We start from the raw sequence: 23,639 nt of genomic DNA on the forward strand, positions 1-23,639 counted from the left end.
CGATTAGTATTCCATAAAAAAGAAAAAAGATGGGCGAATTCCCCATCTTTTCCATGTCTAATATTCATTTTTAGTCAACTCTTTAAAGCGTTGTCTTGAAAGCTTCTCATCAATACTGCTAAAGATTCGGTAATTTCTCTCATCCAAGATTCGAAAATGTTTACTAAGAATATTTTGTTGAAGAATATATCCATTTTTCTTTGAAACTATTCTCCACCAAATCCTGCCGCCGAATGTTTTTGATTTACGAATATCTATTCCTTCGCGGGCAACCGTTTCTAACACTTCGAGTGGCTCATTTCCAAATAAAAATTGGACGGTTTCCGTTTCACGGAAAAGAGCACAAATAGAAACAGCCGTAGACCAGTTGGCCAGAACTCTACCCTTCTCAATTTGAACGAGTGTTTTCTTTGAGACTCCAATGATTTCTGCCATTTTATCCTGAGTATAACCTGCTTCAGTCCGGATAAGACGAAGCTTTTCAGAAACCTGCATAATAATTTCATCCCTGGTCACGTTTAGCCCTTCCTTCAATGGTAACTAGTGTAATTTTACACTAGTTTGGTGAATCATTCAAATTTTTTCACAAAAAAACTGCTACCTCTAAAGATAGCAGTTTTAATTAGTTATTGAATTTTGGGCGGGGTCCCACAATTGCTTGAACATGAATTTTTCACTTCACATGCAGCGCATTTTCCCTTTTTCGATTTATTAATAAACCTGACTAAGGCCCAAGATGCGTATCCAAAAATAGCGGCCCCTATTACTATATTGGCAATCATTTCTTCACCTCATTTTTAAGTTTATACAAGTCCAAACAATTTTCCACCTTGATAGATAATCAAAGATAAGACATAGGCAATCGCAAATGCATAAATCATTGAAAAAGCTGTCCACTTCTTTGAATTCGTTTCTTTATAGATTGTTGCTACCGTCGCCAAACATGGAATATATAACAAAATAAAAACCATAAAACTATAGGCAGCCAGCGGAGTATAATAATCGGCCAGCAGCCCTTGCAGATTAGCATCGTTCGGAACAAAATAGATGATGTTCATAGTAGAAATAATGGCTTCCTTTGCCAAGAACCCAGTAATTAACGATGCGGATGCCTGCCATGTTCCAAATCCAATCGGATCAAAAATGGGTGCGATAACATTCCCAATCGCCGCTAAATAACTATGATCCATATCAACCTTTAAACCACTCGGACCTGCATAAGATAACAACCAGATAAAAACTGAACCGGCAAAAATAAATGTCCCTGCTTTTCTTACAAATCCTTTCCCTTTATCCCAAGTACTTCTCCAAAGTGATTGAAATTGGGGCAGTCGGTAAGGTGGAAGTTCTATAACAAATAATGAAGTTTCTGATTTAAGTACTGTAGATGAAAAGACTTTTGCCAAGGTTAATGCAACAATAATACCTAGGACATACAGGCTCAAGACCACCAATGCTTTATTTCCTGCAAAGAAGGCACCAACGAATAATGCATACACCGGTAAGCGCGCTGAGCATGACATTAATGGGGTGAGTAAAATGGTTAACAGCCTCTCCCGCGGTGTTTCAATTGTTCTTGCTGCCATTATTCCCGGGACATTACAGCCAAAACCAATCATCATTGGAATAAATGCCTTTCCATTTAAGCCAACTGATTCCATAATCCGGTCCATAACTAATGCGACACGAGCCATATATCCTGAATCTTCTAATAAAGAAATAAAAAAGAAGAGGATGAAAATTTGCGGTACAAAGACGAGAACCCCGCCTACTCCAGCAACTAAGCCTTCAATAATTAACGCATGGATAAAATCTGAGGCATGAATAGCAGTTAATACCTTCTCAAAGCCTACCGTAATCGGTCCCGTTAAAAATCCATCCAAGAGATTAGATAATGGCGTGCCTAGCCAATCAAAGGTCAGCATAAACATAAAATACATTAGCAGCAAGAAAATTGGCATTCCTAGAAACCGATTCGTAACGATACTATCAACTTTTTCTGAAAGAGGAATATCCGAATTACTTTTCCTTGCAACTTCAGCGGCAATCCCCTCGATTACTTCTTTTCTTTTTTGATATATATAGTTTGCTAAGGATTTTACCTCATACTGTTTTTGTAGTTTTGATTCTAGCTTTGCCTTTACAGAATTCAGCAATTGTGGATCGTCAATGCTATGAAGATAGTTTCTAACGTATTCATTTCCTTCAAAATATTGAATCGCCAAAAAGCGTTCAGAAAGGTCAGTTTTTCCATGTAACATACCAGTCAATGTCACAATTGCTTCTTCAACCTCTTTTCCGTAGTAAACGAGGTTCTTTTTAACAGGCTGGATTGATTTTGTTGAGATGGCATCTACTAGCTTGTCACAGCCCTTACCGCTTCTTGCTACGACAGGTACTACGGGAACCCCGAGAACCTCCGAAAGCTTTCCGGCATCTATTTGAATCCCACGCTTATTCGCTACGTCAATCATATTAAGTCCAATAAGTGCAGGCTTTTCAAACTCTAGCAATTGTAAGGTCAAATGTAAATTACGTTCTAATTGAGAAGCATCTAATATATTAAGGAGCCGGTCAACAGATTCATTTAAAAAGAAGGAAGTAACAACTCCTTCATCCTTTGACAGTGGATTAAGCGTATATACACCTGGTAAATCAATTAATTGATCAATATTATTTTTAAAAATACCAACTTTCTTTTCAACGGTTACACCGCTCCAGTTCCCAACATATTCATAGGATCCTGTTAAGTTATTAAACAATGAAGTTTTCCCGGTATTGGGATTTCCAATTAAAGCGATTTCCATTATAATTTCACCACTTCAATCTGAACTGCTTCCCTGCGACGGATACCAACACACTGTCCGCACGATTCAATCATTACTGGCCCGCCAAATGGCATCACACACTTAACGCATATCTCTGAGCCTTCTGTAATCCCTAAGTCAAGTAAACGTCTTTGTACCAAGTGACCAACTTGAGAAAGATTAATAATCTTCCCTTTCCCCCCTGCTTTTAACAATCCGAACATTTATATCACCCTATCTACGTTAATTGAGAATGATTATCTTTCTATATCGTCATTTTAACACTTTTTTTCGGTAATAAGCATAATAAATTTGTCAAAAGTTTGAAAAATATTAATAAAAAAAGAAAAGAGCGAGTGGACTCTTTTCTTTTTAACTATGTTTATTAATTTTTTTGTGTAAATAATCGCTTTTGAACTAACAGGTTCATAGGGTCAGAACTCAAGACGCTCACTCTCAGCCACATAAAATGCAGCTCCCCTTGTGGAAATATTCAATTGTTTCCATAAAAATATACTATTCTTTTATTGCTTTTTCAAGGAAAATAGAAAATAAAGAAGGAATTCTACACTATTCATCGAATTAACACTTAAAGCAGTTTTGTCAATTACATAGGGGGAAAAACGGCATGTTCACGGAAAGCCAAACGGATTTAATTGATTTTTTCGCTCAAAACAAACAGAAACTGATACAAGAGTGGGAAAATGCCATTGTTATAACTAAAGCAGACCCATTTAAATTGAAGATTCAAGAAAACGGAGCGGCCTTACTCGATGTCTTGCTTCATATGCATAAAATGACGAAACCAGAGCTTTTAGACATAATTGAAAAGCTTGCTATAGAAGTTTCACAAGAAAGAGTCTTGGCCGATATTAACCTTGGAGATTTTGTATATAATGTGAATCTAGGTAGAACCGTTTTATACAGTTATCTAAGTAATGTTGGGCTTCCATGGTCTGATATGCAAGAAGCGGTAAACAAAATTAACTTTTGCTTCGATAAATTTTTATTCTATGCTGTATCACATTACTCTGAAGCAAAAAACAAAATAATTGAGGAAAAAACGATGCACATCGATTCTACCCATCAGGATCGATTGACGCTACTTGGCCAAATGACATCAAGTTTTATCCATGAGTTTAGAAATCCACTAACATCTGTTCAGGGATTTATCCAATTGCTTAAAGCCGATTATCCGAATATGAAATATTTAGAAATCATTTCAAGTGAGTTGGATCAACTTAATTTCCGTATTTCGCAATTTTTACTTTTATCAAAAAAAGAGTTAATTGGGAAGGAAAAGGATTACTTCAATTTAAATACGCTAATTGATGAAGTTTTAAACTTTCTCTACCCCAGCATCCTCGATGGAAAAGTAAAAATAAAAAAGGAATTAAGTGAAGAGATTACTTTAAATGGGTATGCAGATGAAATCCGGCAAGTATTTATTAATATTATTTTTAATGCAATTGATGTCCTAAATCATGATGAGAATCCAAATCCAACAATCGAAATCTATAGTTGTCTTGATAATCAGTCGATCAAAATCAATATTTCTAATAACGGCCCCGTCATTCCAACGGAATTAAGAAAAACCATTTTCGAACCATTCTTCACAACAAAAAAACTGGGGACAGGTCTTGGTTTGTTTGTATGTAAAGAGATTATTGAAAAACATAAGGGGGTTTTAGAGTGTGAATCAACCCCGGATAAAACAACATTTTCCATTCTATTACCTGTCGCCCCAGTTATTCCGAAGAATCATGAACAAGAAATTTTATAGTTCTTTTGACCAATCCCACTTTAATCAAGCTGGGATTTTTTTATTTCTCATCGATCAATCTTCCACAAGGGTCCTATCGTGCATATGATGAACTAAAAATTTTTATCGGGAGATTAGACCAATGTTTACATTAAAGGTAGATAATCAAATTGAACTCCAGTTATTTCAGCAACATCACGCCTTGAAGTTATATCAACTGGTTGAGGAAAATCGTGAACATTTACGCGAATGGATGCCCTGGGTAGATAGCATGAATTCCCCCTATCAGTTTGAATCGATTATTCCGATTTGGCTCTCCCAATTCGCGGAGAATAACGGATTAAACGTGGGGATTCTCTATAATGGAGAACTGGTTGGCTCGATCGGATTACATCAAATTGATTGGCATAACCGAATGGCAAATATCGGCTATTATCTATCCAAAACCGCAGAAGGTCATGGGATCATGACTCGTACCGTCCAATCTTTGCTAAACTATACCTTTTTCACCTTAGGATTAAACCGTGTAGAAATTCGTTGTGGTGTAAAAAACAAAAAAAGCCGTGCGATTCCTGAAAGACTCGGATTTGTTAAGGAAGGAATCATTCGGGACGGAGAACAATTATATGGAAACTTTCATGATCTCTTTGTTTATGGAATGCTAGCCAGTGAGTGGAAAAAAAGAGTTCCTTATTAGAATTTCTTTTGCTCATGTTCAATTGATGCTGCCTATTAGGCAGTCTTTTTTATGTGGTGATTTGCTAATAGAATTTTTTTTTGAAATAATGGGTTCAGTACAACGTAAGTGAGGTGGCATACCTTACCTCTAGTAAGGTGATAGATGATTTGGATGAATGTAATAATAATTATTATCTTGATAGCCTTTACCGCACTTTTTGTCGCTTCTGAATTTGCGATGGTAAAGGTTCGAACAACGAGAATTGATCAATTACTATCAGAAGGAAATCCAAAAGCAGAAGCAGCTAAGAAAGTCATTTCGAATTTGGATGGATATTTATCAGCTACACAGGTTGGAATAACAATTATCTCCTTGATTTTAGGATGGCTGGGTGAGCCCACGATTCGAGAGCTGCTAAATCCCATTTTTCAATGGATTCAATTACCTTTATCTTTAAAGCACATTATCTCGTTTATAATTGCTTTTATTGTCATAACCTATTTCCATGTAGTCATTGGAGAATTATCACCAAAAACGATTGCGATTCAAAAAGCAGAAGAAATTCTTTTGTTTTTTGCTCGACCGTTAATCCTATTTTATAAGTTGATGTATCCATTTATTTGGATTCTTAATCATTCGGCACGTTTTGTAACTGGACTTTTCGGAATCCAACCAGCATCTGAACATGATATGGTTCTCTCGGAAGAAGAACTGCGGTTAATTCTCTCGCAAAGCTATGAAAGTGGGGAAATAAATCAATCTGAATACCGTTATATGAACCGAATTTTTGAATTTGATAATCGGATAGCGAAAGAAATTATGGTTCCGAGAACTGAGCTTATTACTCTTTCTAGGGATGCCTTAATGGATGAAATAATTGAAATCGTCAAGGAAGAAAAATACACTAGATATCCCCTAATTGACGGTGACAAAGATAATATTTTGGGGGTAGTTAATATTAAAGAGGTCTTAACCGATTGTATCCAGCAAAAATGTACTGGCGAACGACCGCTTATTCCCTATCTAAAGCCAGTTATCCATGTCATTGAAACCATACCGATTCAGGAACTTCTTGTTAAACTGCAAAAAAACCGTTCACACATGGCTGTTTTATCTGATGAATATGGAGGGACAGCAGGTATTGTCACTGTCGAAGATATTCTTGAAGAAATTGTTGGTGAAATACGAGATGAATTTGATTTAGATGAACTTCCGCTTGTTCAGAAGGAAGCAGATGGACATTTTATCTTAGATGGAAAAGTACTGATTAGCGAAGTAAATGACCTCCTCGGGACCACACTTGATGAAGAGGATGTTGATACGATCGGGGGCTGGTTTTTAACTCAAAAGTTTGATGTACATAAAGGAGATTTCATTGAAAACGACGGATTTGTTTTTAAAATTAATGAGATAGAAGGTCACCATATTCTGTATATTGAAGTACACAAACTAGAAAACAACCAAGAAAAGGCGGGGCCGGCTCCTGAATAGGAGCTGGAATTTATTTTGCGTAATTTTTGTAATATTTCGTCATTAATGTTCATATTCACTTTGTTTTCCCATAAAATATAGTTATCAACCAATATACTAACCAGAACGTTTGACTGTACAGTTCAAATTCTTTATAATTATTGTTAATTTACAAAATTGTCGAGGTGGTATAATGACCATTAGACGAGATTAGAAGAAAGCTAGATATGAGTTGATTGTATTACGAGTTGATTTTTTTTATCAAACTGGGAGGTGACTCCTTACCTGTCTAAAAACGGGATAAGGGAACTTATTTGGACATATTTAACTTGGTTATTATAGCCATTTTAATTGCATTAACTGCTTTTTTTGTAGCTTCAGAATTTGCTATTATCAGAGTAAGAGGTTCAAGAATTGATCAGTTAATTGAAGAAGGAAATTCCAGTGCTGTGACTGCTAAAAGAGTAATTTCAAACTTAGATGAATATCTTTCTGCTTGTCAGTTAGGAATTACCATTACTGCCCTTGGATTAGGTTGGCTTGGTGAATCGACATTTGAAAAGATACTCCACCCTATTTTTAAAAGCTTGCATATTCCTGAAAGTTTTAACCAAATATTGTCTGTGGGGTTAGCTTTTGCCGCAATTACATTTTTACATGTAGTTATAGGTGAACTTGCACCTAAAACCTTGGCAATCCAGAAAGCAGAATGGATTACCCTGATGATGTCACGTCCGCTCATCCTTTTTTATAAGATTATGTTTCCTGTAATTTGGCTGCTTAATGGGTCTGCACGAATTACCACAAGATTTTTTGGGCTTAAGCCTGTTTCAGAAAACGAAATTGCCCATACAGAGGAAGAGCTCCGAATTATCCTTTCAGAAAGCTATAAAAGTGGTGAAATTAACCAATCAGAGTTTAAGTATGTAAATAAAATTTTTGAATTTGATAACCGTATTGCCAAAGAAGTAATGGTCCCAAGAACGGAAATCGTTTCGTTGTCTAAGGATGATACATTAGAGACTTTTCTTCAGGTGTTACGCGAAGAAAAATTCACAAGATATCCGATTATTGATGGTGATAAGGACCATATCATTGGGCTTATTAATATAAAAGAAGTGATGACCGATTTAATTGGTAATGAGAAACTAGCCGAACGGACCTTAGAAAACTATACACGACCAATTATTAGAGTAATAGAAACGATTCCTATCCATGACTTATTAGTGAAGATGCAAAAAGACCGTGTCCATATGGCGATATTAATGGATGAATATGGCGGTACTTCAGGGCTTGTTACTGTAGAAGATATCTTGGAAGAGATTGTTGGGGAAATTCGTGACGAATTCGATATGGATGAAATTCCAGAGATACGTAAAATGAAGGAAAATCACTATATTATCGACTCTAAAGTATTAGTTAGTGAGGTCAATGATTTATTGGGAGTAGAGATTGACGATGAAGATGTGGATACGATTGGCGGTTGGATACTGACCGAAAATTATGAAGCAAAAGAAGGAGACATCCTGCTTCATGACACCTATTCCTTTAAAATTCTCGATATGGAAGAGCACCATATTAAATATATTGAGGTCATGAAAAATGCCAATAACGGTGAGGCAACCAGCCAACAAGTTTCAATACCCAATTCCGAAGTGCTATCTTAATATGTTCTAAAACAGATCGATTTTCGGTCTGTTTTTTTGTGCAGAAAAAAAATAGTAAAAAAGATCAGATTATCGTTATCTGATCTTTTTTACTATTTCGAGGAATTATTCTTTTGTTTTAATAATTATTATTTCCTCTTCAACTTTTGCGATTTTAACTAAATGCGAATCAAGACGTCGGTTCATATGCTGTATTTCACTTTTGTGAGAATCTTCAATTCGTTGAAGTGAATCTTTAATATCGGAAAGGTCGATTTGGTTTACTTCTACACGATGTTCAATGCTATCCATTTTTTCCAGCCTGGATAATCTTTTTTCAATATTATCTAACGTTTCATTAAATGTCTGAAGTAAACTTTTAATATCATTGTCATATTCTGTTAACTTATCGAACTCCTTCACCATTTGTAAAACCCCCTTTTTGCTTGCCTTTATCTTAACATTATTTTCATTATATATATGTTACAATATCAGTAACACTGTCTATTTGGAAATAATCACCAGTTTCTCCAAACTCTTAATACATATCCGCCACATCCACACTGATCAATGAATTTAATCTTAACCTTTTCAGGATACAGCTCCTCAATTAGTGGCTGTAGATAGTCAACAGGATTTCCAAACGTTTCAGCTGTTACCAGATTTACAAAACACCCCTTTTTCGTTTCTTCCACCGCCAATAGTGCATCTTTAATAATTAGGTCAATATTTAGTTCGTATTCATCATGCTCTAAATCTTTCGTCCAATCTTTATCCATATAATCCTCCATAATAGAAATATTTATTAGTTATATTTATTAGTTATATTTATTAAAACCGTTTTTGAAAAATATGTAGTGATTCAATGCATAAAAGTGAACGTTTTAAGGAAAAAATTTGAACATTTTATAAAATGATTATATTTGATGACAGCCCGTGAATAATGTCACATGCAAAACTTCTTAAAAGTTATACTCTTCCAATATAGAGAAATGGTAAATAGTAATTATCTAGCTGTAATCTTAACACCCATTTCTTACTTATGAATCATTACCTAAAAGGAAAAGGTTGGTGCATTTAGATGTTCATTTCAATAGACGAAAGAGCTGCCTCATGGTTCACAAGAGAATTCGAATTAAATAAGCCTTTTAGTATTCGGATGTTTCCTCAATATGCGGGTTTTGGAAATAAGCACAAAGGATATAGTCTTGCCCTTTCAGCTGAAAAACCTTCCAATGTTGGTTATACAAATGTTGTAAATGGAATTACCTTCTTTGTCGAAGCCAATGATGTTTGGTTTTTCGAAGATACAGAAACTTGCTTAACGATTGATAATGACTCAGAAGAACTATTGGTCCAATATAATGAACTTGCAACTGCTGCCGTATCTTAAAATCAGGATAGTTACTAACTAATTTAAAGTATAAAAAACAAGCCCTATGGCTTGTTTTTTGATTTCAATTAGTTTCCTTTCTCTAATCAATATTCTTCGGTTAAAGTTCCCTTTTATCACTTACATATCTTTCCAATACTACCGAACTTATTATTCAGAAAATTAGGAATAAATTGTGAACTGTGTTACAATATTGAAAGTTTTTGTTATAATAAACATGACATATTTCCTATACTTAAGGTCGTGATTTCTCTCTTTTCCTAAAATAAAAGAAAGGGGTTGGACATCATCGAACACTCAAGACCGCAAGTAGTTTGGTTTAATTTAACATTTGACTTATCGATAATCCTAACAAGTACAATTGCCGCAATCATTGTCTTCCTCATAGCCTTCTTAACTACAAGAAATCCCAGCGTAAACATACCAAAGAAATGGCAAAATTTTATGGAATGGATTATGGAGTTTGTAAAAAATATTATGAACGATTCCTTGGTTGTTTCAAGCAATCTCTTTATCTTGTCAACCGGTGTATCATTATTAATGTATTTATTTATTTCCAATCTTTTAGGCATCCCCTTTTCAATTGAAACAGCCGAACCCCATCCGGTTTCTTGGTGGCGATCTCCCACGGCTGACGCACATGTTACCATTACCCTTGCCATCATGATTATTGTTTATACACATTTCATTGATATCCGATTACACGGTTTCAAACATTTTTTCCTGAGTTTTTTCAAACCCTTTAAATTCTTATTTCCTATTAACGCTGTCGAACAACTTGCCACAACGTTAACTTTGGGACTACGTCTGTTCGGAAATATCTATGCTGGAGAAGTATTGCTGGCTCTCTTAGCTAGTTCTGTCTCCCAAGGATTTGTCGTCGCAGCCCTTGCCACTGTTCCAATGTTGCTTTGGCAGGCATTCTGCATTTTTATAGGTGCCATCCAAGCTTATATCTTCGTTACACTAACAATGGTTTATATTGCTCACAGGTTAACATAATAGTATTGAAGGAGTTGAGTTGTTTTGGGTGATCTTACTTTATTTGGTCTGCCAATTTCATTGGGGACGATGATTTACCAAGCAAGTATTTTTACAATTTTAGTATTAATTTTAAAAAAGCTTGTGTTTAAAAAACTAGTAAATATTTTAGATACACGAAAACAACACATCGAAAATCAGTTACAATTAACAGAAAAGTATAAAATTGATGCAGCCAGGAACCTTGACAAAAGTGAGGACACCCTCAAGCAAGCAAGACATGAGGCAAGAGAAATATTAAAACATAGTGAAAACGAAGCAACATTAATAATTAATGATGCTAGAGAAAAGGCCAAACAAATTTTAAAAGACGCAAATGAAGAAGCACATCATACACGTACCCGATTCATTACAAAGGCAGACCAAATTAAGGGGGCCTAAAACCATGAAACATAAGTTTACAATATCCTTGAACAAAGTAACTGAGAACTTAGAATTAGCATTTGAAGAAAAATGGATTTATGCCCATTATAAAAAAGGAGCAATTGAAAAAACTGCATGCCTATTAAAAAATGATAACAAATCAGAGGAAGAGTATCTTGATGCCTTTTTTGAAGATAATCAGGTGTCCGAAGAAATGAAAATGGAGGTTAAGAATTTTTTAAGAAGTGGAATAAGTCACAAAGATGAACATTGGAATGAATTCACCAATTTTCTTATTAAAACGCTCTCATTAAATATGGTTTTCGGAATTACAATAGCACTATGTGTTTTTGGTGGTTACAGGCTGGGTGCATTATTAGATAATCGCTATGGTATTTATCCTACTTTTACATTAATAGGACTATTTTTCGGAATTGGAATTGGCGCAATAACTGTTTATTCAATGGTTCAAAAGTACTTTAAAACATCTATTCAAAAAGGAAAAGGTATAAAAAAATCTTTAAATAAAGAACAGGAAAATGATAAGAGTTACCCTATTATTGATGTTACGATGGATGAAGTTCGTAAGGCAATAAGAACTTTTTCCGATAATTTACCAAAAGGAGTTTACCGGACGATTCTTGTTCAAGATGATAATTCTATTGACTTTAATCAACTTGCTCCACATCTTGGCGGGATTCCATCAAAAAAGTTCTATATGTCTAAAGAAACGTACGATTTATTTGAGGAAAATGAAAAGCAAATTCCCTTAGAAATGGATATCGTGCAGAAAGCGGTTGATTTGTTTGTAAAAGAACATAAGGAATTTCCTATGTTAAAATTCGACCCACTTCACAAGGTGAATTATTTTCAGTTAAAGCAAGAGCATTATCTTAAAGAAGAACCTAAAATACAATTTTATATTACCGACCTTGATGGATTAATTACACATATAAAACCTCGGAAGAAAAAGATGGGAAACACCTCTCACAGCTGAGAGGTGTTTTAACATATTAAATTCTATTTCCTTAAATGGAATGGGACTGTTGTTACCGCAATATCCTTATGGCGTAAGAACCAAACCCGTAGCATTAATGCGCTATGGTTATGTAATAGATGATGCCACCATTTAATCGGGATGAATTGGGGTATTAATATATGAATCAATTTTTCTTCATGTTTTTCTTCAACCACTTTTATTAATCTTGATAAAGGTTCAAGGAGGGACCGGTATTTGCTTTTTAGGCAAATCAACCTACATGGACTCCCCCATTCCATCCATCTTTGCTCCATTGTTTTTATCGCTTCATCGTCGAATCCTACATAGACTGCAATGACATCTGAATTTAGACTTTTTGCAAATGACAAGGTATTGTTTACTACTTTGTGGACTCCAGATATAAGAACAATCGATAATACATTCTTTGTTATTGGAATGGTTTCCGGATTAAGCTTTAGCTCATATGCTATTTCCTCATAATGTCGATGGATTGCGAATGAAAAGAAAATAAAAATTGGTAATACTATTAAAACAATCCAAGCTCCCCCCATAAACTTCGTCACTGCAAAAATTATCGCAACCAGAGTGGTAATGACTGCACCAACTATGTTTATAGAGAGCTTCAAATGCCAGTGATTCCCCTTTACCTTCAGCCATCTTCTTATCAAACCAAATTGTGCGATGGTAAACGATAGGAATACTCCAATTGCATATAATGGTATGAGAGCATTTGTATGGGCATTGAAACTAATAATCAGTAAGCTAGCAAATGAGGCTAAAACAATTATTCCATTTGAGTACCCTAGACGATCCCCTCTATTTAATAAGCCCCTAGGTAAAAATCCGTCAGCCGCCACTATTGCCGCAAGCTGTGAAAATCCTGTAAAAGTGGAGTTTGCAGCAAGAATTAACACAATAAATGTAAACCAAATGATTATCTGATAAATGATTCCATCCCCAAAATAAGTACTCGTTAATTGTGATAACATCGTATTATGCGGATTCACGGAGATTCCATTAATAAATATATGGAGAGAAAATCCAAGTAAGGTGATTGCAGTAATGATACCCAGGGCTATGTAGGATTTTATCGCATTCTTTTTCTGAGGTTCACGAAATACAGGGACAGCATTAGAAATAGTCTCAATACCTGTTAGGGCAGAACATGCTGAGCTGAATGCCTTGAGGGTTAATAGAATGGATAAATCCTGCGGGAACGTGCCAATCACTGGTGTTGAACCTTTAATAAATCCATATTTAAATTCATCAATAAATCCTGCCATGATAACTACTATCATACAAATCATAAAACCGATTGTAGGCCAAGCTAATACTCTTGCAGATTCAGCTACTCCACGTAAATTGATGATAACTAGAAGTGCTACACAAAGAATTGCTAGTACCGTTTCATATGGTGCCAAAATATGATAGGCAGAAACTAGTGCTTCCATTGCAGCAGAAATAGAAACCGCAACAGTCAAAATATAATCTATTAATAATGAACTCGAGGCAACTAATGAGATCCAAATCGGTTTGAAATTATCCTTAGCAATCGCGTAGGCTCCCCCGCCATTAGGATAGGCCAAGATTCCCATAATATATGATAAAATTAATATTCCTAATAAAAAAATAGTAGCCAATGTAATGGGGATAATAAGCCATTTCGCGTCTTCTCCAAGCGAAGCCAGTTCAGTTAATCCTGATTCCGGACCGTAAGAAACAGACGAATACAAATCCGCAGATAAAATTGGCAACGCAATAAACCACAATAACTTTGTATGTTTGCTTTGTAATTCTGCTGTACGCATCGGACGGCCAATTAAGACTTTTTTTACGTTCTTTAGTTCGTGGATTGCATAACAAATGAAAATTATTGCCACAACACCTAAAACCCATTCGAGTACTTTCACCCAATGGACCATAAAAAGGACTCCTTTCTATTCCTCCCATACAGTTGAAAACTATTTATTTAGAATATTATCTAATAAAATCAACCCATTTCCACTTTAACTTTGTGAAATCTTTATGTTATTTTTTTCCTATCTATCTGAGTAATCAACAAAAAATCCATTATTAAGTATTTTTTTTTGCTTTTTTTTCAGCAAAATTGAGATAATAGCAATAGACAATAATATTCTCTAAAGACGAGGGGTTCATGATGTTAAATCGTAAAAATAAAACACAGCATTTAGCGACTATTTTTCTTGCTGTGATGGGTATTGGCTTCCTAGCAACTATTCCGATACAGGATACTTTCTGGGGGAGGATCCTGCTCGGAGGATTTGAAGCTGGTCTTGTAGGAGGACTAGCGGATTGGTTTGCCGTAACAGCTCTATTTCGTCACCCACTAGGTATTCCTATTCCACATACTGCTCTGCTCCCAAAAAATCGAAGTAGAATCATTACTGGAATAATCTCAATGTTAGAAAATGATTGGCTCACAAAAGAAAGTATTCATAAAAAATTGGATAACATCAAATTTACCGAAAAACTATTTGAGATAATCTATAAAGAATTACCTTCACCAGCAGTAGAAAAGAATTTCATCATGATTTCTAAACACTTGATTACGACTTTTGATTTAAAAAGATTCGCTCCATTGTTAGAAGAAGAAATAAAATCTAGAATAGATGCTCTAGATAGTAAGAATTATCTCCCTTTGCTGATTGATCAGGTTGCCATTAGAAAATATGATGAAAAAGCCCTTGATTACATACTTAAAGAAATTGATGACTGGGCAAGTAAAGAGAGCACAAAGTATAAGTTAGGCGGATTAGCAGTCGATGCGGTGGAAAATATCAAAGCGGATGGTTTTATGCAATTTGCTTTAAAATCATTTAGCAACCTCGTAAATGAAGAAAAATTGGGTAATATTATCCAAAGCTTAATTTTAAAAGGTGTAGATAGCTATCGAGACCCCATGAACCAGAATAGACAAGGCTTATTGACTCATATCCAGAATAAGCTTCAAGTCATTAAAAGTGATGAAAAGATACAAGATGAAATAAATAATTTAAAATCTCAGCTAGTCGAAAAATGGGAGCTTCAAGAGCAAATTTCTGAATTATTAAGCCAAATTCAGCAAAAAGCTTATGACTTTGTTGAAAAACCATCCTTTTATGGAGATTATCTCCTTCCTTTAATTAAAAAGGGCTTAGAAGGAGTCGAGTCAAATCCAGAGAAAGTGATTCTTTTAGAAACTTGGATTAAGGATCATATTATTAGTTTTATTGATAAAAATCATTCGAAAATAGGATTACTAGTAAAAGAAAATTTAGAAAAACTAGATGATAAAACACTTATCGAAATGGTTGAAACAAACGTTGGAAAAGACCTGCAATGGATTCGTGTCAATGGGGCTGTATGCGGCTTTTTAATAGGAATTGTTCTAGTTGGTATTAAAGCCTTTTTTTAATCTTACGGAAGAAGCTGCCCTTAGAGGGTAGCTTTTTTGAATATGAATTTCTAACTTGTCCTCTTGAACCTAAAGTTATTTTTCAGAATTTTCCCGCATAATTAGTGCTGTAGTCATAACTTTTAAAGTAAAAAGGGAGGCTGGAAAATGGGAATAAGGTTGATTAAAATTTCTGTTGTGTATTTTGTTATTGGGGTTTGCATGGGTATGTATATGTCAATGACGCAAAGTTTCGACTTCACCCCTGTACATGCCCATATTAACTTATTAGGTTGGCTTACTTTGGCTGTTGCTGGTCTCATTTATGTTGCTTTTCCAAACGCAGCAGAAACTACACTCGCTAAAGTTCACTTCTGGATTCATAATATTTCTCTGCCCATTATGATGATAGGACTCGCTTTTTATGTTTCTGGGACGGAAAGTGCCGAGCCCGCGATAGCTACTGGTGGTACATTAATGGTCTTAGGTATCATTGTCTATGCAATTAATATCCTAAAAAATGTTAAGGGTTAAATTGCACTTTTAGTCTATTAATTTATTCATCAAAACTTGTCCAAACAAAAGACGCCAGTGGCGTCTTTTTATTTCTACCGATATATCTCTAAGAATTTCTTTCTTAGTTTGGCTTTTTCTTCATCCGTTTTCCTGTAATCGAAATTATAAATAGCCCCTTCCCAATCTCCATACATTGGGTTTGGAAATAGAATTAACCTTTTACCGAATTCCTCTTGATACATGTCCACCGCTTGATTTCTTCCCGAGACTGATAAAGCATCAAAACCCCTGAAATCTCCAAGATTATCTCCAAAAAACAGAAGGATATCATGTGTTCTCGCTACTTGCTTGCGGCGCTCTTCTTTCCCTTTTTCACCAGGCTGCAGTAGAAGTACATGATCAGCATCTGCTTGTGGTGCACCCACTTTCTGCAAATTTCTTATTGTTCTTTCTTTTTGTGATTCATAACGGTTAGAAATATAATAAATTGCCACCCCCAATGAATTTGCATAATGTAAAAACTCAATTGCCCCAGGCAGCGGCTTTGCTTCAGCTCTATTGAACCATTCATCCCATTTAAATGGAAGTCCTTTCCCTGCTAACACATACCAAGCTTGATGTGGGCTATTATTTAAAATCGTCTCATCGATATCAAGGACAATTGCCGGCTTTAAGCTTATCTTTTTCCTTTCTTTACTCAAAATTTGGTCTAATCTCATTCTTCCAATATTATAGCCTTGATAATATAACCCTTTTGCTTCCCCGGCGCTTTGAAACCAAAGGACAGACATCGTATTTTGCTCAGACAAGTTTGCGGTTGTTTCTGCATTTGGATGAACATTCTGAAAGGATATTGTTAAAAAGATAATCATGATCAGGACAGTAATTCTCCTCGCGAACAAAACGCATTCCCCCTTAAATTAATAAACTTATTATGTGAAATTAATAAAGATCTCAAACCATCTTTTGGTTATGTTATTTTTACTTTACTTTACTTCTTTTCGTTGATTCGATATATTTAACTTATCATCCGATAAGTTAAATGATGGGAGGGATTTTTTTCAATGGTAAAAGCAGATAAGCAAATGGAAGCCGCGAGCTACAAAGAAACATACCAAACAATTATTAAAACGGCTCAGCGCTTGTTCATGGAGTTAGGATATCGTTCAGTATCTACCAGACAAATTGCACAAATTTGCGGTGTTACACAGCCTGCTATTTATCATCATTTTAAAAACAAACAAACTCTTTATGTAGCTGTTATTCAACAAACTCTCCATCATACTGAATCAGACCTAAAAGCAATCTTGGGCAAATTTTCTACCTTTCAAGAAAGGCTAACTCAAATCGCATTCTACATGATGATTCATTTTGAAATGGATCTGGTACAAATGTTTCATGATATATCACATGAATTAGGCCCTGATAACCAACAACTCATTCATCAATGGTGGATTGAAGGTTTTTTTATGCCGATAGTAACTATGATTAATGATGGAATCATAAATGAAGAAATTAAAAATCCAGAATCGCTTAATACAAACTCTACCGAGCTAGCTTATTTAATATTAAATGTGATTAAAGCAAATCTACAACCTGAGACTACCGCAGTATTAACCAAAGAGGAACGGAAGATAATAGCTGAGAAAAAAGTCAAATTAATGGTCGCAATTTTTATTAATGGAATAAGAGGATAGTCTTTTTTCGTCCACGACTTATCAATTGATAAGTAAATAAGATTGGAGTGAACAATATGAAGAAAAAATGGTTAAAAATTTATGGCAACACTGTAAGCGGAAAAAAAGGCAGATGGGTTGTTATTTTTACATGGTTATTACTTGCTGCCGTTTTAAATATGGCCCTTCCACAAGCAAATACCCAAAAGAATGAGATGGCCGCCAATTTAGAATCAACTTCACCATCACAGCAAGCAAAAAAAGTAGCAGACATGGAATTCCCGGCAACTTCTGGCACTCCTGCCTTGTTAACCTGGTATAAATCAACTGGAATTACGAATGAAGACCTTTCACTCATTCAAAAGTATTCAATGGAATTAGATAAAAATCCCGTAAACTCCCAGGATTCCGTTGTGCCATTTTATCAATTCCCTCTTCCCGTTCTTAAGCAACAACTTTCACAGGATGGCACCACGTTAATTTTACCTGTTACTTTCAAAAAGGGTACAGACAAGGGGATTATCGCAGACGGAATATCTGCATTTAAAGAAAAAGCCTCGTCCATCTTCCCACAAAATCCAAATAAAGCAAAAATTGTTGATAAGGATAAATTATTATTAAGAATCACTGGACCTGCCGGTATATCAACAGATGCAACTGCCTTATTTAGTCAAGGGGACCTTTCCTTATTGTTTGGCACGGTAGCAATCGTTCTCATCCTATTATTATTAATCTATCGCTCTCCTATTTTAGCTTTGATCCCACTGTTAGGTGTAGGAATTGCCTACGGTGTTATTAATCCAATTCTTGGCGGAATCGCAAAGGCTGGCTGGGTCGAGCTTGACTCACAGGCCCTTTCAATTATGACTGTACTTCTCTTCGGAGCCGGAACAGATTATTGCTTATTCCTAATCTCTCAGTTTAGAAATCATTTATTGGAAGAAAAAGATAAGTTAATAGCCATGAAGCTATCTCTCAAAGGTGCATCAGGTGCGATTGCGATGAGTGGTCTAACTGTCGTATTTTCGTTATTAATGCTATTACTATCCAAATACGGTGCGATTCACCGTTTTGCCATTCCATTTAGTCTTTCTATTCTCATTATGATGTTGGCAAGTCTAACACTAATTCCTGCACTTCTAAGCATTATTGGGAGAGCCTCCTTTTATCCGTTTCTGCCACGGACACGGGAAATGCAAGAGGAGAGGGCCCAAAAGAAGGGAAAAACCTTACCTCCTCAAAAAAATAAACAGGGAATTGGTTTCCGACTAGGAAACCTTATCGTAAAAAAACCAATCCACTTGATGGTAATCACGTTATTATTTTTAGGTGTTTTTGCTCTTTTTTCAGCCAAAATTGTCTATACCTATGATACTTTGTCTGCTTTTCCAAAAGATATGCCATCTAGAGAGGGCTTCAATATCATTTCAGAACACTTTAATCCTGGTGAACTTGCACCTGTGCAAGTAATCGTTCAAACCGATGGGAAAACAAACACGGTAAAGGATGATTTAGAGAAACTAACTTATGTAGAACTTATTTCAGAGGGAAAACAAGGTGCCAAAAATTTAAATATTATTAGCTATAATGTTGAGATGAATATCAACCCTTATTCCAATAAAGCAATGGCTCATATACCAGAACTTCGCAAAACAGTTAAGGACAGTTTAACAAGAGCCGGCATTACTAATGCTTCTCAAAAGGTTTGGATTGGTGGCCTAACGGCTGAACAATACGATACTGAGCAAACAACCAATCAAGATAGCAATATCATCATCCCGATTGTCCTAAGTATCATCGCTGTTTTATTGCTCGTATATCTTCGTTCAATTACAGCAACTGCCTATTTAATTGGAACAGTTTTATTATCATACTTTAGCGCACTTGGACTCGGCTGGGTTCTCCTTCATTATATTTTCGGCGTTGAGGCAATCCAAGGGTTTATTCCGCTTTATGCCTTTGTATTTATTGTTGCATTAGGTGAAGACTATAATATCTTTATGATTTCAAGCATTTGGAAAAAAAGCAAGGTGCTGCCTCTATTTCAAGCCATTAAAGAAGGAGTGGCTGAATCCGGGTCAGTTATTACTTCAGCTGGACTGATTCTTGCCGGAACCTTTGCCATATTAACCACCCTGCCAATTCAAGTACTTGTTCATTTTGGAACGATTACTGCTATCGGTGTGTTACTAGATACCTTCATCGTCCGCCCGTTACTTGTACCATCGATTACAGTCCTACTTGGAAAATGGGCCTTCTGGCCTTCCAAAAAGCACATTGAGGCTGAAAAACGTATTACTGCAAAGGAATAATCCATAACGTTAATTTTTTATAATAATAAAGGATATTTTGCTGTAAAATTATACCGTAACATTAGAACATTCATGATATTTTAATCGTTTTTTCCTCCAATGAGCGAATTTTAGAGTTTTATGAGCGAATATTTGATTCCAATGAGCGAATAATGGACTTTAATGAGCGGATTTCGTGTTTTTATGAGCGAATTTATGAGGCAACTATTTTATAAAAAAAAGCGTTTTTTTTGATGAGTTGAAGAGCTTAAATTGATTACTTCACCGTTGATTGGAGTGGAAGGCGCGAAGACTCCTGCGGGAGTACGGAGCAGGGGAGACCCCGCAGGCGCTGAAAGCGCCGAGGAGGCTCCCCGCTACGCCCGCGGAAAGCGAAGCGCCTGGAGCGCAAATCAACAAACAATTTAACAAAGACATAAAAAAGACTGCCGGCAAACCCAAGTTTTAGGATTTGACGACAGTTTGAAAGCAGTGGGCTCCCCCACTGCTTTTTCTTCTACCTATTTATTTAACTAACACGTTCTTCCGCGTTATTTTGGACTGTACCTCGTTTATGGAATCCTTTTGCATAGTAAATAGCAACCAAGAAAACCAGGAATAACGGTCCAATGACTAAGGCAATCCTTGTATCCGGATTATAAGCCATAATGCCAATAACAAAAGCTAAGAAGGCTAATGAAATATAAGAAGTTATAGGAAAAAGCGGCATCTTATATTTCAGTACTTTTACCTCAGTCGGTTTTAAGGATTTACGATAGCGAATTTGCGATAAGAGAATGATTCCCCACGTCCAGATTGCTCCAAAGGTTGCAATGCTCGTGACCCATGTAAAAACTTTTGCAGGAACAATATAATTTAAGACAACACCTATTAATAATGCGCCAGCAGAAGCTATAACGGCAACTCCTGGAACACCACTTTTTGTTACTTTTGCAAAATTCTGTGGTGCCTCACCGTGTTGAGCAAGGTTAAATAACATCCGTGCCGTACTAAAAATCCCACTGTTACAAGATGAAAGTGCAGCTGTTAGCACGACGAAGTTAATAATACCTGCTGCTCCCGGTATTCCAATTTGTTCAAAAGTAAGTACAAATGGGCTTCCTTTTGTACCAATTTCCTGCCATGGATAGATGGACATAATGACGAATAAAGCCCCCACGTAAAAAATTAGAATACGCCAGAAAACAGAATCTATTGCTCTTGCAAGTGACTTTTCAGGATTTTTAACCTCTCCTGCTGTAACCCCAATCATTTCAATTCCCAGGTATGCAAACATGACCATTTGTAAAGATAATAAAACGCCTTTAATTCCATTAGGGAATAGCCCGCCATGTTCCCATAAATTCTTAATTCCTGTAGCGATACCACCGTTCCCAAAGCCAAAGAAAATCATGCCAATACCGATAGCAATCATCGCAATAATTGTTACAATTTTAATTAGCGCAAACCAAAACTCTAATTCACCATACGCTTTTACAGCCAGGAAATTGACTGTTGCCATGATCACTAGTGCTGAGAGTGCCCAGATCCAACGCGGAACATCTGGATACCAATACTCCATGTAAATTCCTACAGCTGTAATCTCTGCCATACATGTTACAACCCATAAAAACCAATAATTCCAGCCTGTTATGTACCCAGCAAGTGGCCCTAAATAATCACGTGCGTATTTACTAAACGAACCTGCTACTGGTTTTTGAATCGCCATTTCTCCGAGCGCACGCATAATAAAAAACATAATTAGTCCAGCAACTGCATATCCAACCAAAATACCTGGTCCTGCCATTTTAATAGCTGTTGCAGAACCAAGAAATAATCCCACCCCGATGGCTGCCCCTAAAGACATCAAGGTGATATGCCTTTCTTCTAAACCGCGATGCAACTCTTTTCCATGAGTGTTTTTACTCATATAAATCCCCCTTTATGAATAAACTTCAACATCTCTCTCATCCCAATGAAATAATTTCATCACTCTATTAATATAGCAATATTAGTCTTCACTTTTAAGCTTTTTTATACTAATTCCTCCTATCTTCCTAATGATAACGCTTCCAAATAAGGAGTTATTAAAATATTCATCCCTTTGGGACTAATCGAAATCATTTTAACATTATTATATATTAATTATTTTGTTAAAATACATGAAATTTTTTTATATTTTTTGTAAAATTAAACAAAGACAATTTTTACCGTAACAATAATATCAAAGAGCTTTATAAATTAATCTGGGGGTAATCATTTTGAATACTAGACTACATGATCCATTTAAGACAGCCTTTGATAGTTTAGATGAATTTGCCGACCTTATTAGTCAGGTACTAATGTGCCCAATTACCATTGAGGATGCCAACCATCGTCTGCTTGCTTATAGTACACATGATGAACGTACCGATCCTGCACGAATTTCTACCATCATTGGCCGCCGGGTACCGGAAAAGGTCATTAATCAGTTATGGAAAGAAGGAACGATTCCAGCTTTACTTAAGACCCAAGACCCGATCCGTGTTAAAAACATGAATGATATCGGTCTAAATCATAGAGTGGCTATCTCAATTTGGAAACAAGATGAAGTGATTGGATTTATTTGGGCTATCGAAATTGATAAATTATTAACGGATGAAGATTTCATTCTTTTAAAAAAAGCAGCTGATGCGGCTAAAAATAAACTATTGCAGCTGCAGACGCGGAAAAATAAAAAAGAAGAACGTTCTCAAGAATTTCTTTGGAAACTATTAACGGGTCATTTAAAAACAACAGAAGAGATTGTTGACCACTTCCATTCTTTGCAGATAACACCGCCCACTTCATTTGCGGTTCTTGTTTTTCAGTTTCATGAAAACATTTCGAATAAAGTAGAGCAATCCATCTCTTATCTTTTACAAACAAATCAAAGGATAAAAATTACTCTCTACACAATTGACTGTAATCAGTTGATTCTATTAGTATCCGCACCAAATTTTGAGAGTCCTTTCAATGATCTTGATCAGTTTGCAAAATACTTTGTCTTACAAATGAGTGAAAGGTATGGAATTAAGGGAATTAAACCTGGTTATAGCAGTATTTTTGAGGACTATCAAAAAACCAACAAAGCCTATAAGGAATCCATATCAGTTTTATCGATTAAGGAAAAATTCCCTTTGGACACAAAGGACATTTTTAATTATCAAAAACTAGGAATCTATCAAATTTTAGATATGATTTTAGAAAAAAGACAAACCGAGGCCTATGAAAATTATTCCTTGAAACGACTGCATGAATATGACGAAAAACACAACAGTAATTTAATTGAAACATTGGAGGTTTTTTTAAATAAAGATAACAACATTAATGACGCCGCTAAAGAATTAAATGTTCATGCGAACACATTAAATTATCGGCTTAAACGAATCACCGAAATTGGCGAGGTGAATTTCAAGGATCCCAATCAAAAAATGGTTCTCTACCTAGATTTAAAACTTGAAAAATATCAGGGGATTTGAACTTTTTGTGAAAATCTCCAAAAAGAATGAAAATCTTTCTCTTTTCTAAACAAAGAAATTCTCTGGCAAACATTCTATACTTTAGCCATAGCAAAACATTT

General features: G+C 35.6%; 22 protein-coding genes. 13 read left to right on the forward strand and 9 right to left on the reverse strand.

Annotated features, from left to right (window positions below; genetic code table 11):
* Positions 1–57: 57 nt before the first annotated feature.
* The 4 genes from RCG22_RS09945 to RCG22_RS09960 all read right to left on the reverse strand — a co-directional run bounded on the left by RCG22_RS09945 (position 58) and on the right by RCG22_RS09960 (position 3,031).
* Positions 58–516: a helix-turn-helix transcriptional regulator gene (locus RCG22_RS09945; RefSeq protein ID WP_308106692.1), complete on the reverse strand. Its 459-nt coding sequence runs from the start codon at positions 514–516 to the stop codon at positions 58–60.
* A 110-nt stretch (positions 517–626) separates the two neighbouring features.
* Positions 627–782, reverse strand: a complete 156-nt coding sequence (locus tag RCG22_RS09950; RefSeq protein ID WP_098260819.1) for a FeoB-associated Cys-rich membrane protein — start codon at positions 780–782, stop codon at positions 627–629.
* 21 nt (positions 783–803) lie between these two features.
* A complete protein-coding gene (feoB, locus tag RCG22_RS09955) occupies positions 804–2,807 on the reverse strand; it encodes a ferrous iron transport protein B (protein WP_308106693.1) in 2,004 nt (667 codons plus the stop codon).
* The gene (locus RCG22_RS09960; protein ID WP_066251864.1) at positions 2,807–3,031 is read right to left on the reverse strand and encodes a FeoA family protein; all 225 of its coding nucleotides are present in this window, start codon (positions 3,029–3,031) and stop codon (positions 2,807–2,809) included. The genes feoB and RCG22_RS09960 overlap by 1 nt, the downstream gene beginning before the upstream one ends.
* A 404-nt stretch (positions 3,032–3,435) precedes the next feature.
* Here RCG22_RS09960 and RCG22_RS09965 point away from each other — a divergent pair, with 404 nt between their 5' ends.
* The 4 genes from RCG22_RS09965 to RCG22_RS09980 all read left to right on the forward strand — a co-directional run bounded on the left by RCG22_RS09965 (position 3,436) and on the right by RCG22_RS09980 (position 8,385).
* Positions 3,436–4,590 carry a histidine kinase N-terminal domain-containing protein gene (locus RCG22_RS09965; protein WP_308106694.1) on the forward strand — a complete coding sequence of 385 codons (1,155 nt, stop codon included), beginning with the start codon at positions 3,436–3,438 and terminating at the stop codon, positions 4,588–4,590.
* A gap of 121 nt (positions 4,591–4,711) precedes the next feature.
* Positions 4,712–5,266, forward strand: a complete 555-nt coding sequence (locus RCG22_RS09970) for a GNAT family N-acetyltransferase (RefSeq protein WP_308106695.1) — start codon at positions 4,712–4,714, stop codon at positions 5,264–5,266.
* Positions 5,267–5,410: 144 nt separating this feature from the next.
* Complete coding sequence (locus tag RCG22_RS09975) at positions 5,411–6,739, forward strand: hemolysin family protein (protein WP_308106696.1); 1,329 nt, start codon at positions 5,411–5,413, stop codon at positions 6,737–6,739.
* Positions 6,740–7,032: 293 nt separating this feature from the next.
* Complete coding sequence (locus RCG22_RS09980; protein WP_166254769.1) at positions 7,033–8,385, forward strand: hemolysin family protein; 1,353 nt, start codon at positions 7,033–7,035, stop codon at positions 8,383–8,385.
* A gap of 105 nt (positions 8,386–8,490) precedes the next feature.
* On the opposite strand, the gene RCG22_RS09985 is transcribed toward RCG22_RS09980, so the two are convergent.
* Positions 8,491–8,790 carry a hypothetical protein gene (locus tag RCG22_RS09985; protein ID WP_308106697.1) on the reverse strand — a complete coding sequence of 100 codons (300 nt, stop codon included), beginning with the start codon at positions 8,788–8,790 and terminating at the stop codon, positions 8,491–8,493.
* A 92-nt stretch (positions 8,791–8,882) separates the two neighbouring features.
* Entirely contained in the window at positions 8,883–9,155 is a 273-nt protein-coding gene (locus RCG22_RS09990) for a CGCGG family putative rSAM-modified RiPP protein (protein ID WP_489685533.1), read from the reverse strand.
* 290 nt (positions 9,156–9,445) lie between these two features.
* Here RCG22_RS09990 and RCG22_RS09995 point away from each other — a divergent pair, with 290 nt between their 5' ends.
* The 4 genes from RCG22_RS09995 (at position 9,446) to RCG22_RS10010 (ending at position 12,158) form a co-directional block, all read left to right on the forward strand.
* Positions 9,446–9,757: a HesB/YadR/YfhF family protein gene (locus RCG22_RS09995; protein WP_098260810.1), complete on the forward strand. Its 312-nt coding sequence runs from the start codon at positions 9,446–9,448 to the stop codon at positions 9,755–9,757.
* Positions 9,758–10,036: 279 nt separating this feature from the next.
* The gene (gene atpB, locus RCG22_RS10000) at positions 10,037–10,759 is read left to right on the forward strand and encodes a F0F1 ATP synthase subunit A (RefSeq protein ID WP_374049438.1); all 723 of its coding nucleotides are present in this window, start codon (positions 10,037–10,039) and stop codon (positions 10,757–10,759) included.
* A 24-nt stretch (positions 10,760–10,783) separates the two neighbouring features.
* The gene (locus RCG22_RS10005; protein ID WP_308106699.1) at positions 10,784–11,179 is read left to right on the forward strand and encodes a F0F1 ATP synthase subunit B; all 396 of its coding nucleotides are present in this window, start codon (positions 10,784–10,786) and stop codon (positions 11,177–11,179) included.
* 4 nt (positions 11,180–11,183) lie between these two features.
* Positions 11,184–12,158, forward strand: a complete 975-nt coding sequence (locus RCG22_RS10010; RefSeq protein WP_308106700.1) for an AtpZ/AtpI family protein — start codon at positions 11,184–11,186, stop codon at positions 12,156–12,158.
* Between the two features lie 23 nt (positions 12,159–12,181).
* Here the strand turns inward: RCG22_RS10010 and RCG22_RS10015 are convergent, their stop codons facing one another.
* Positions 12,182–14,083 (reverse strand): APC family permease, encoded by a 1,902-nt coding sequence (locus tag RCG22_RS10015; RefSeq protein ID WP_308106701.1) that lies wholly within the window; start codon positions 14,081–14,083, stop codon positions 12,182–12,184.
* Between the two features lie 236 nt (positions 14,084–14,319).
* Between RCG22_RS10015 and RCG22_RS10020 the strand changes: the two genes are divergently transcribed.
* Both RCG22_RS10020 and RCG22_RS10025 read left to right on the forward strand, forming a co-directional pair.
* Complete coding sequence (locus RCG22_RS10020) at positions 14,320–15,576, forward strand: DUF445 domain-containing protein (RefSeq protein WP_308106702.1); 1,257 nt, start codon at positions 14,320–14,322, stop codon at positions 15,574–15,576.
* 147 nt (positions 15,577–15,723) lie between these two features.
* The gene (locus RCG22_RS10025) at positions 15,724–16,089 is read left to right on the forward strand and encodes a cytochrome-c oxidase (protein WP_098260805.1); all 366 of its coding nucleotides are present in this window, start codon (positions 15,724–15,726) and stop codon (positions 16,087–16,089) included.
* Between the two features lie 74 nt (positions 16,090–16,163).
* On the opposite strand, the gene RCG22_RS10030 is transcribed toward RCG22_RS10025, so the two are convergent.
* Positions 16,164–16,943, reverse strand: coding sequence for a 5'-nucleotidase, lipoprotein e(P4) family (locus RCG22_RS10030; RefSeq protein WP_308107124.1), 780 nt, complete (start codon positions 16,941–16,943; stop codon positions 16,164–16,166).
* Between the two features lie 192 nt (positions 16,944–17,135).
* Between RCG22_RS10030 and RCG22_RS10035 the strand changes: the two genes are divergently transcribed.
* Together RCG22_RS10035 and RCG22_RS10040 are read left to right on the forward strand one after the other, a co-directional pair.
* A complete protein-coding gene (locus tag RCG22_RS10035) occupies positions 17,136–17,768 on the forward strand; it encodes a TetR/AcrR family transcriptional regulator (protein ID WP_308106703.1) in 633 nt (210 codons plus the stop codon).
* A gap of 56 nt (positions 17,769–17,824) precedes the next feature.
* On the forward strand, positions 17,825–20,059 hold the full coding sequence (locus tag RCG22_RS10040; protein WP_308106704.1) for an MMPL family transporter: 2,235 nt from the start codon (positions 17,825–17,827) through the stop codon (positions 20,057–20,059).
* A 508-nt stretch (positions 20,060–20,567) separates the two neighbouring features.
* Here RCG22_RS10040 and alaP read toward each other — a convergent pair.
* Entirely contained in the window at positions 20,568–21,968 is a 1,401-nt protein-coding gene (alaP, locus tag RCG22_RS10045; protein WP_308106705.1) for an alanine permease AlaP, read from the reverse strand.
* Between the two features lie 331 nt (positions 21,969–22,299).
* On the opposite strand from alaP, the gene RCG22_RS10050 reads away from it, so the two are divergent.
* Positions 22,300–23,538, forward strand: a complete 1,239-nt coding sequence (locus tag RCG22_RS10050; protein ID WP_308106706.1) for a PucR family transcriptional regulator — start codon at positions 22,300–22,302, stop codon at positions 23,536–23,538.
* Positions 23,539–23,639: the final 101 nt, after the last annotated feature.

Origin of the sequence: Neobacillus nitrireducens, from assembly GCF_030915405.1 — a bacterium.
GTDB lineage: Bacteria > Bacillota > Bacilli > Bacillales > Cytobacillaceae > Neobacillus.

What these genes read in the sequence shown, in the direction of transcription:
- RCG22_RS10020 (WP_308106702.1), top strand. Translation starts at nt 14,320, where the DNA reads ATGTTAAATCGTAAAAATAAAACACAGCATTTAGCGACTATTTTTCTT.
- RCG22_RS09995 (WP_098260810.1), top strand. Translation starts at nt 9,446, where the DNA reads ATGTTCATTTCAATAGACGAAAGAGCTGCCTCATGGTTCACAAGAGAA.
- RCG22_RS09990 (WP_489685533.1), bottom strand. Translation starts at nt 9,155, where the DNA reads ATGGAGGATTATATGGATAAAGATTGGACGAAAGATTTAGAGCATGAT.
- RCG22_RS10010 (WP_308106700.1), top strand. Translation starts at nt 11,184, where the DNA reads ATGAAACATAAGTTTACAATATCCTTGAACAAAGTAACTGAGAACTTA.
- RCG22_RS10040 (WP_308106704.1), top strand. Translation starts at nt 17,825, where the DNA reads ATGAAGAAAAAATGGTTAAAAATTTATGGCAACACTGTAAGCGGAAAA.
- RCG22_RS09950 (WP_098260819.1), bottom strand. Translation starts at nt 782, where the DNA reads ATGATTGCCAATATAGTAATAGGGGCCGCTATTTTTGGATACGCATCT.
- RCG22_RS09985 (WP_308106697.1), bottom strand. Translation starts at nt 8,790, where the DNA reads ATGGTGAAGGAGTTCGATAAGTTAACAGAATATGACAATGATATTAAA.
- RCG22_RS10035 (WP_308106703.1), top strand. Translation starts at nt 17,136, where the DNA reads ATGGTAAAAGCAGATAAGCAAATGGAAGCCGCGAGCTACAAAGAAACA.
- RCG22_RS10030 (WP_308107124.1), bottom strand. Translation starts at nt 16,943, where the DNA reads ATGATTATCTTTTTAACAATATCCTTTCAGAATGTTCATCCAAATGCA.
- RCG22_RS10025 (WP_098260805.1), top strand. Translation starts at nt 15,724, where the DNA reads ATGGGAATAAGGTTGATTAAAATTTCTGTTGTGTATTTTGTTATTGGG.
- feoB (WP_308106693.1), bottom strand. Translation starts at nt 2,807, where the DNA reads ATGGAAATCGCTTTAATTGGAAATCCCAATACCGGGAAAACTTCATTG.
- RCG22_RS09975 (WP_308106696.1), top strand. Translation starts at nt 5,411, where the DNA reads ATGATTTGGATGAATGTAATAATAATTATTATCTTGATAGCCTTTACC.
- RCG22_RS09970 (WP_308106695.1), top strand. Translation starts at nt 4,712, where the DNA reads ATGTTTACATTAAAGGTAGATAATCAAATTGAACTCCAGTTATTTCAG.
- RCG22_RS10015 (WP_308106701.1), bottom strand. Translation starts at nt 14,083, where the DNA reads ATGGTCCATTGGGTGAAAGTACTCGAATGGGTTTTAGGTGTTGTGGCA.
- RCG22_RS09960 (WP_066251864.1), bottom strand. Translation starts at nt 3,031, where the DNA reads ATGTTCGGATTGTTAAAAGCAGGGGGGAAAGGGAAGATTATTAATCTT.
- RCG22_RS09965 (WP_308106694.1), top strand. Translation starts at nt 3,436, where the DNA reads ATGTTCACGGAAAGCCAAACGGATTTAATTGATTTTTTCGCTCAAAAC.
- alaP (WP_308106705.1), bottom strand. Translation starts at nt 21,968, where the DNA reads ATGAGTAAAAACACTCATGGAAAAGAGTTGCATCGCGGTTTAGAAGAA.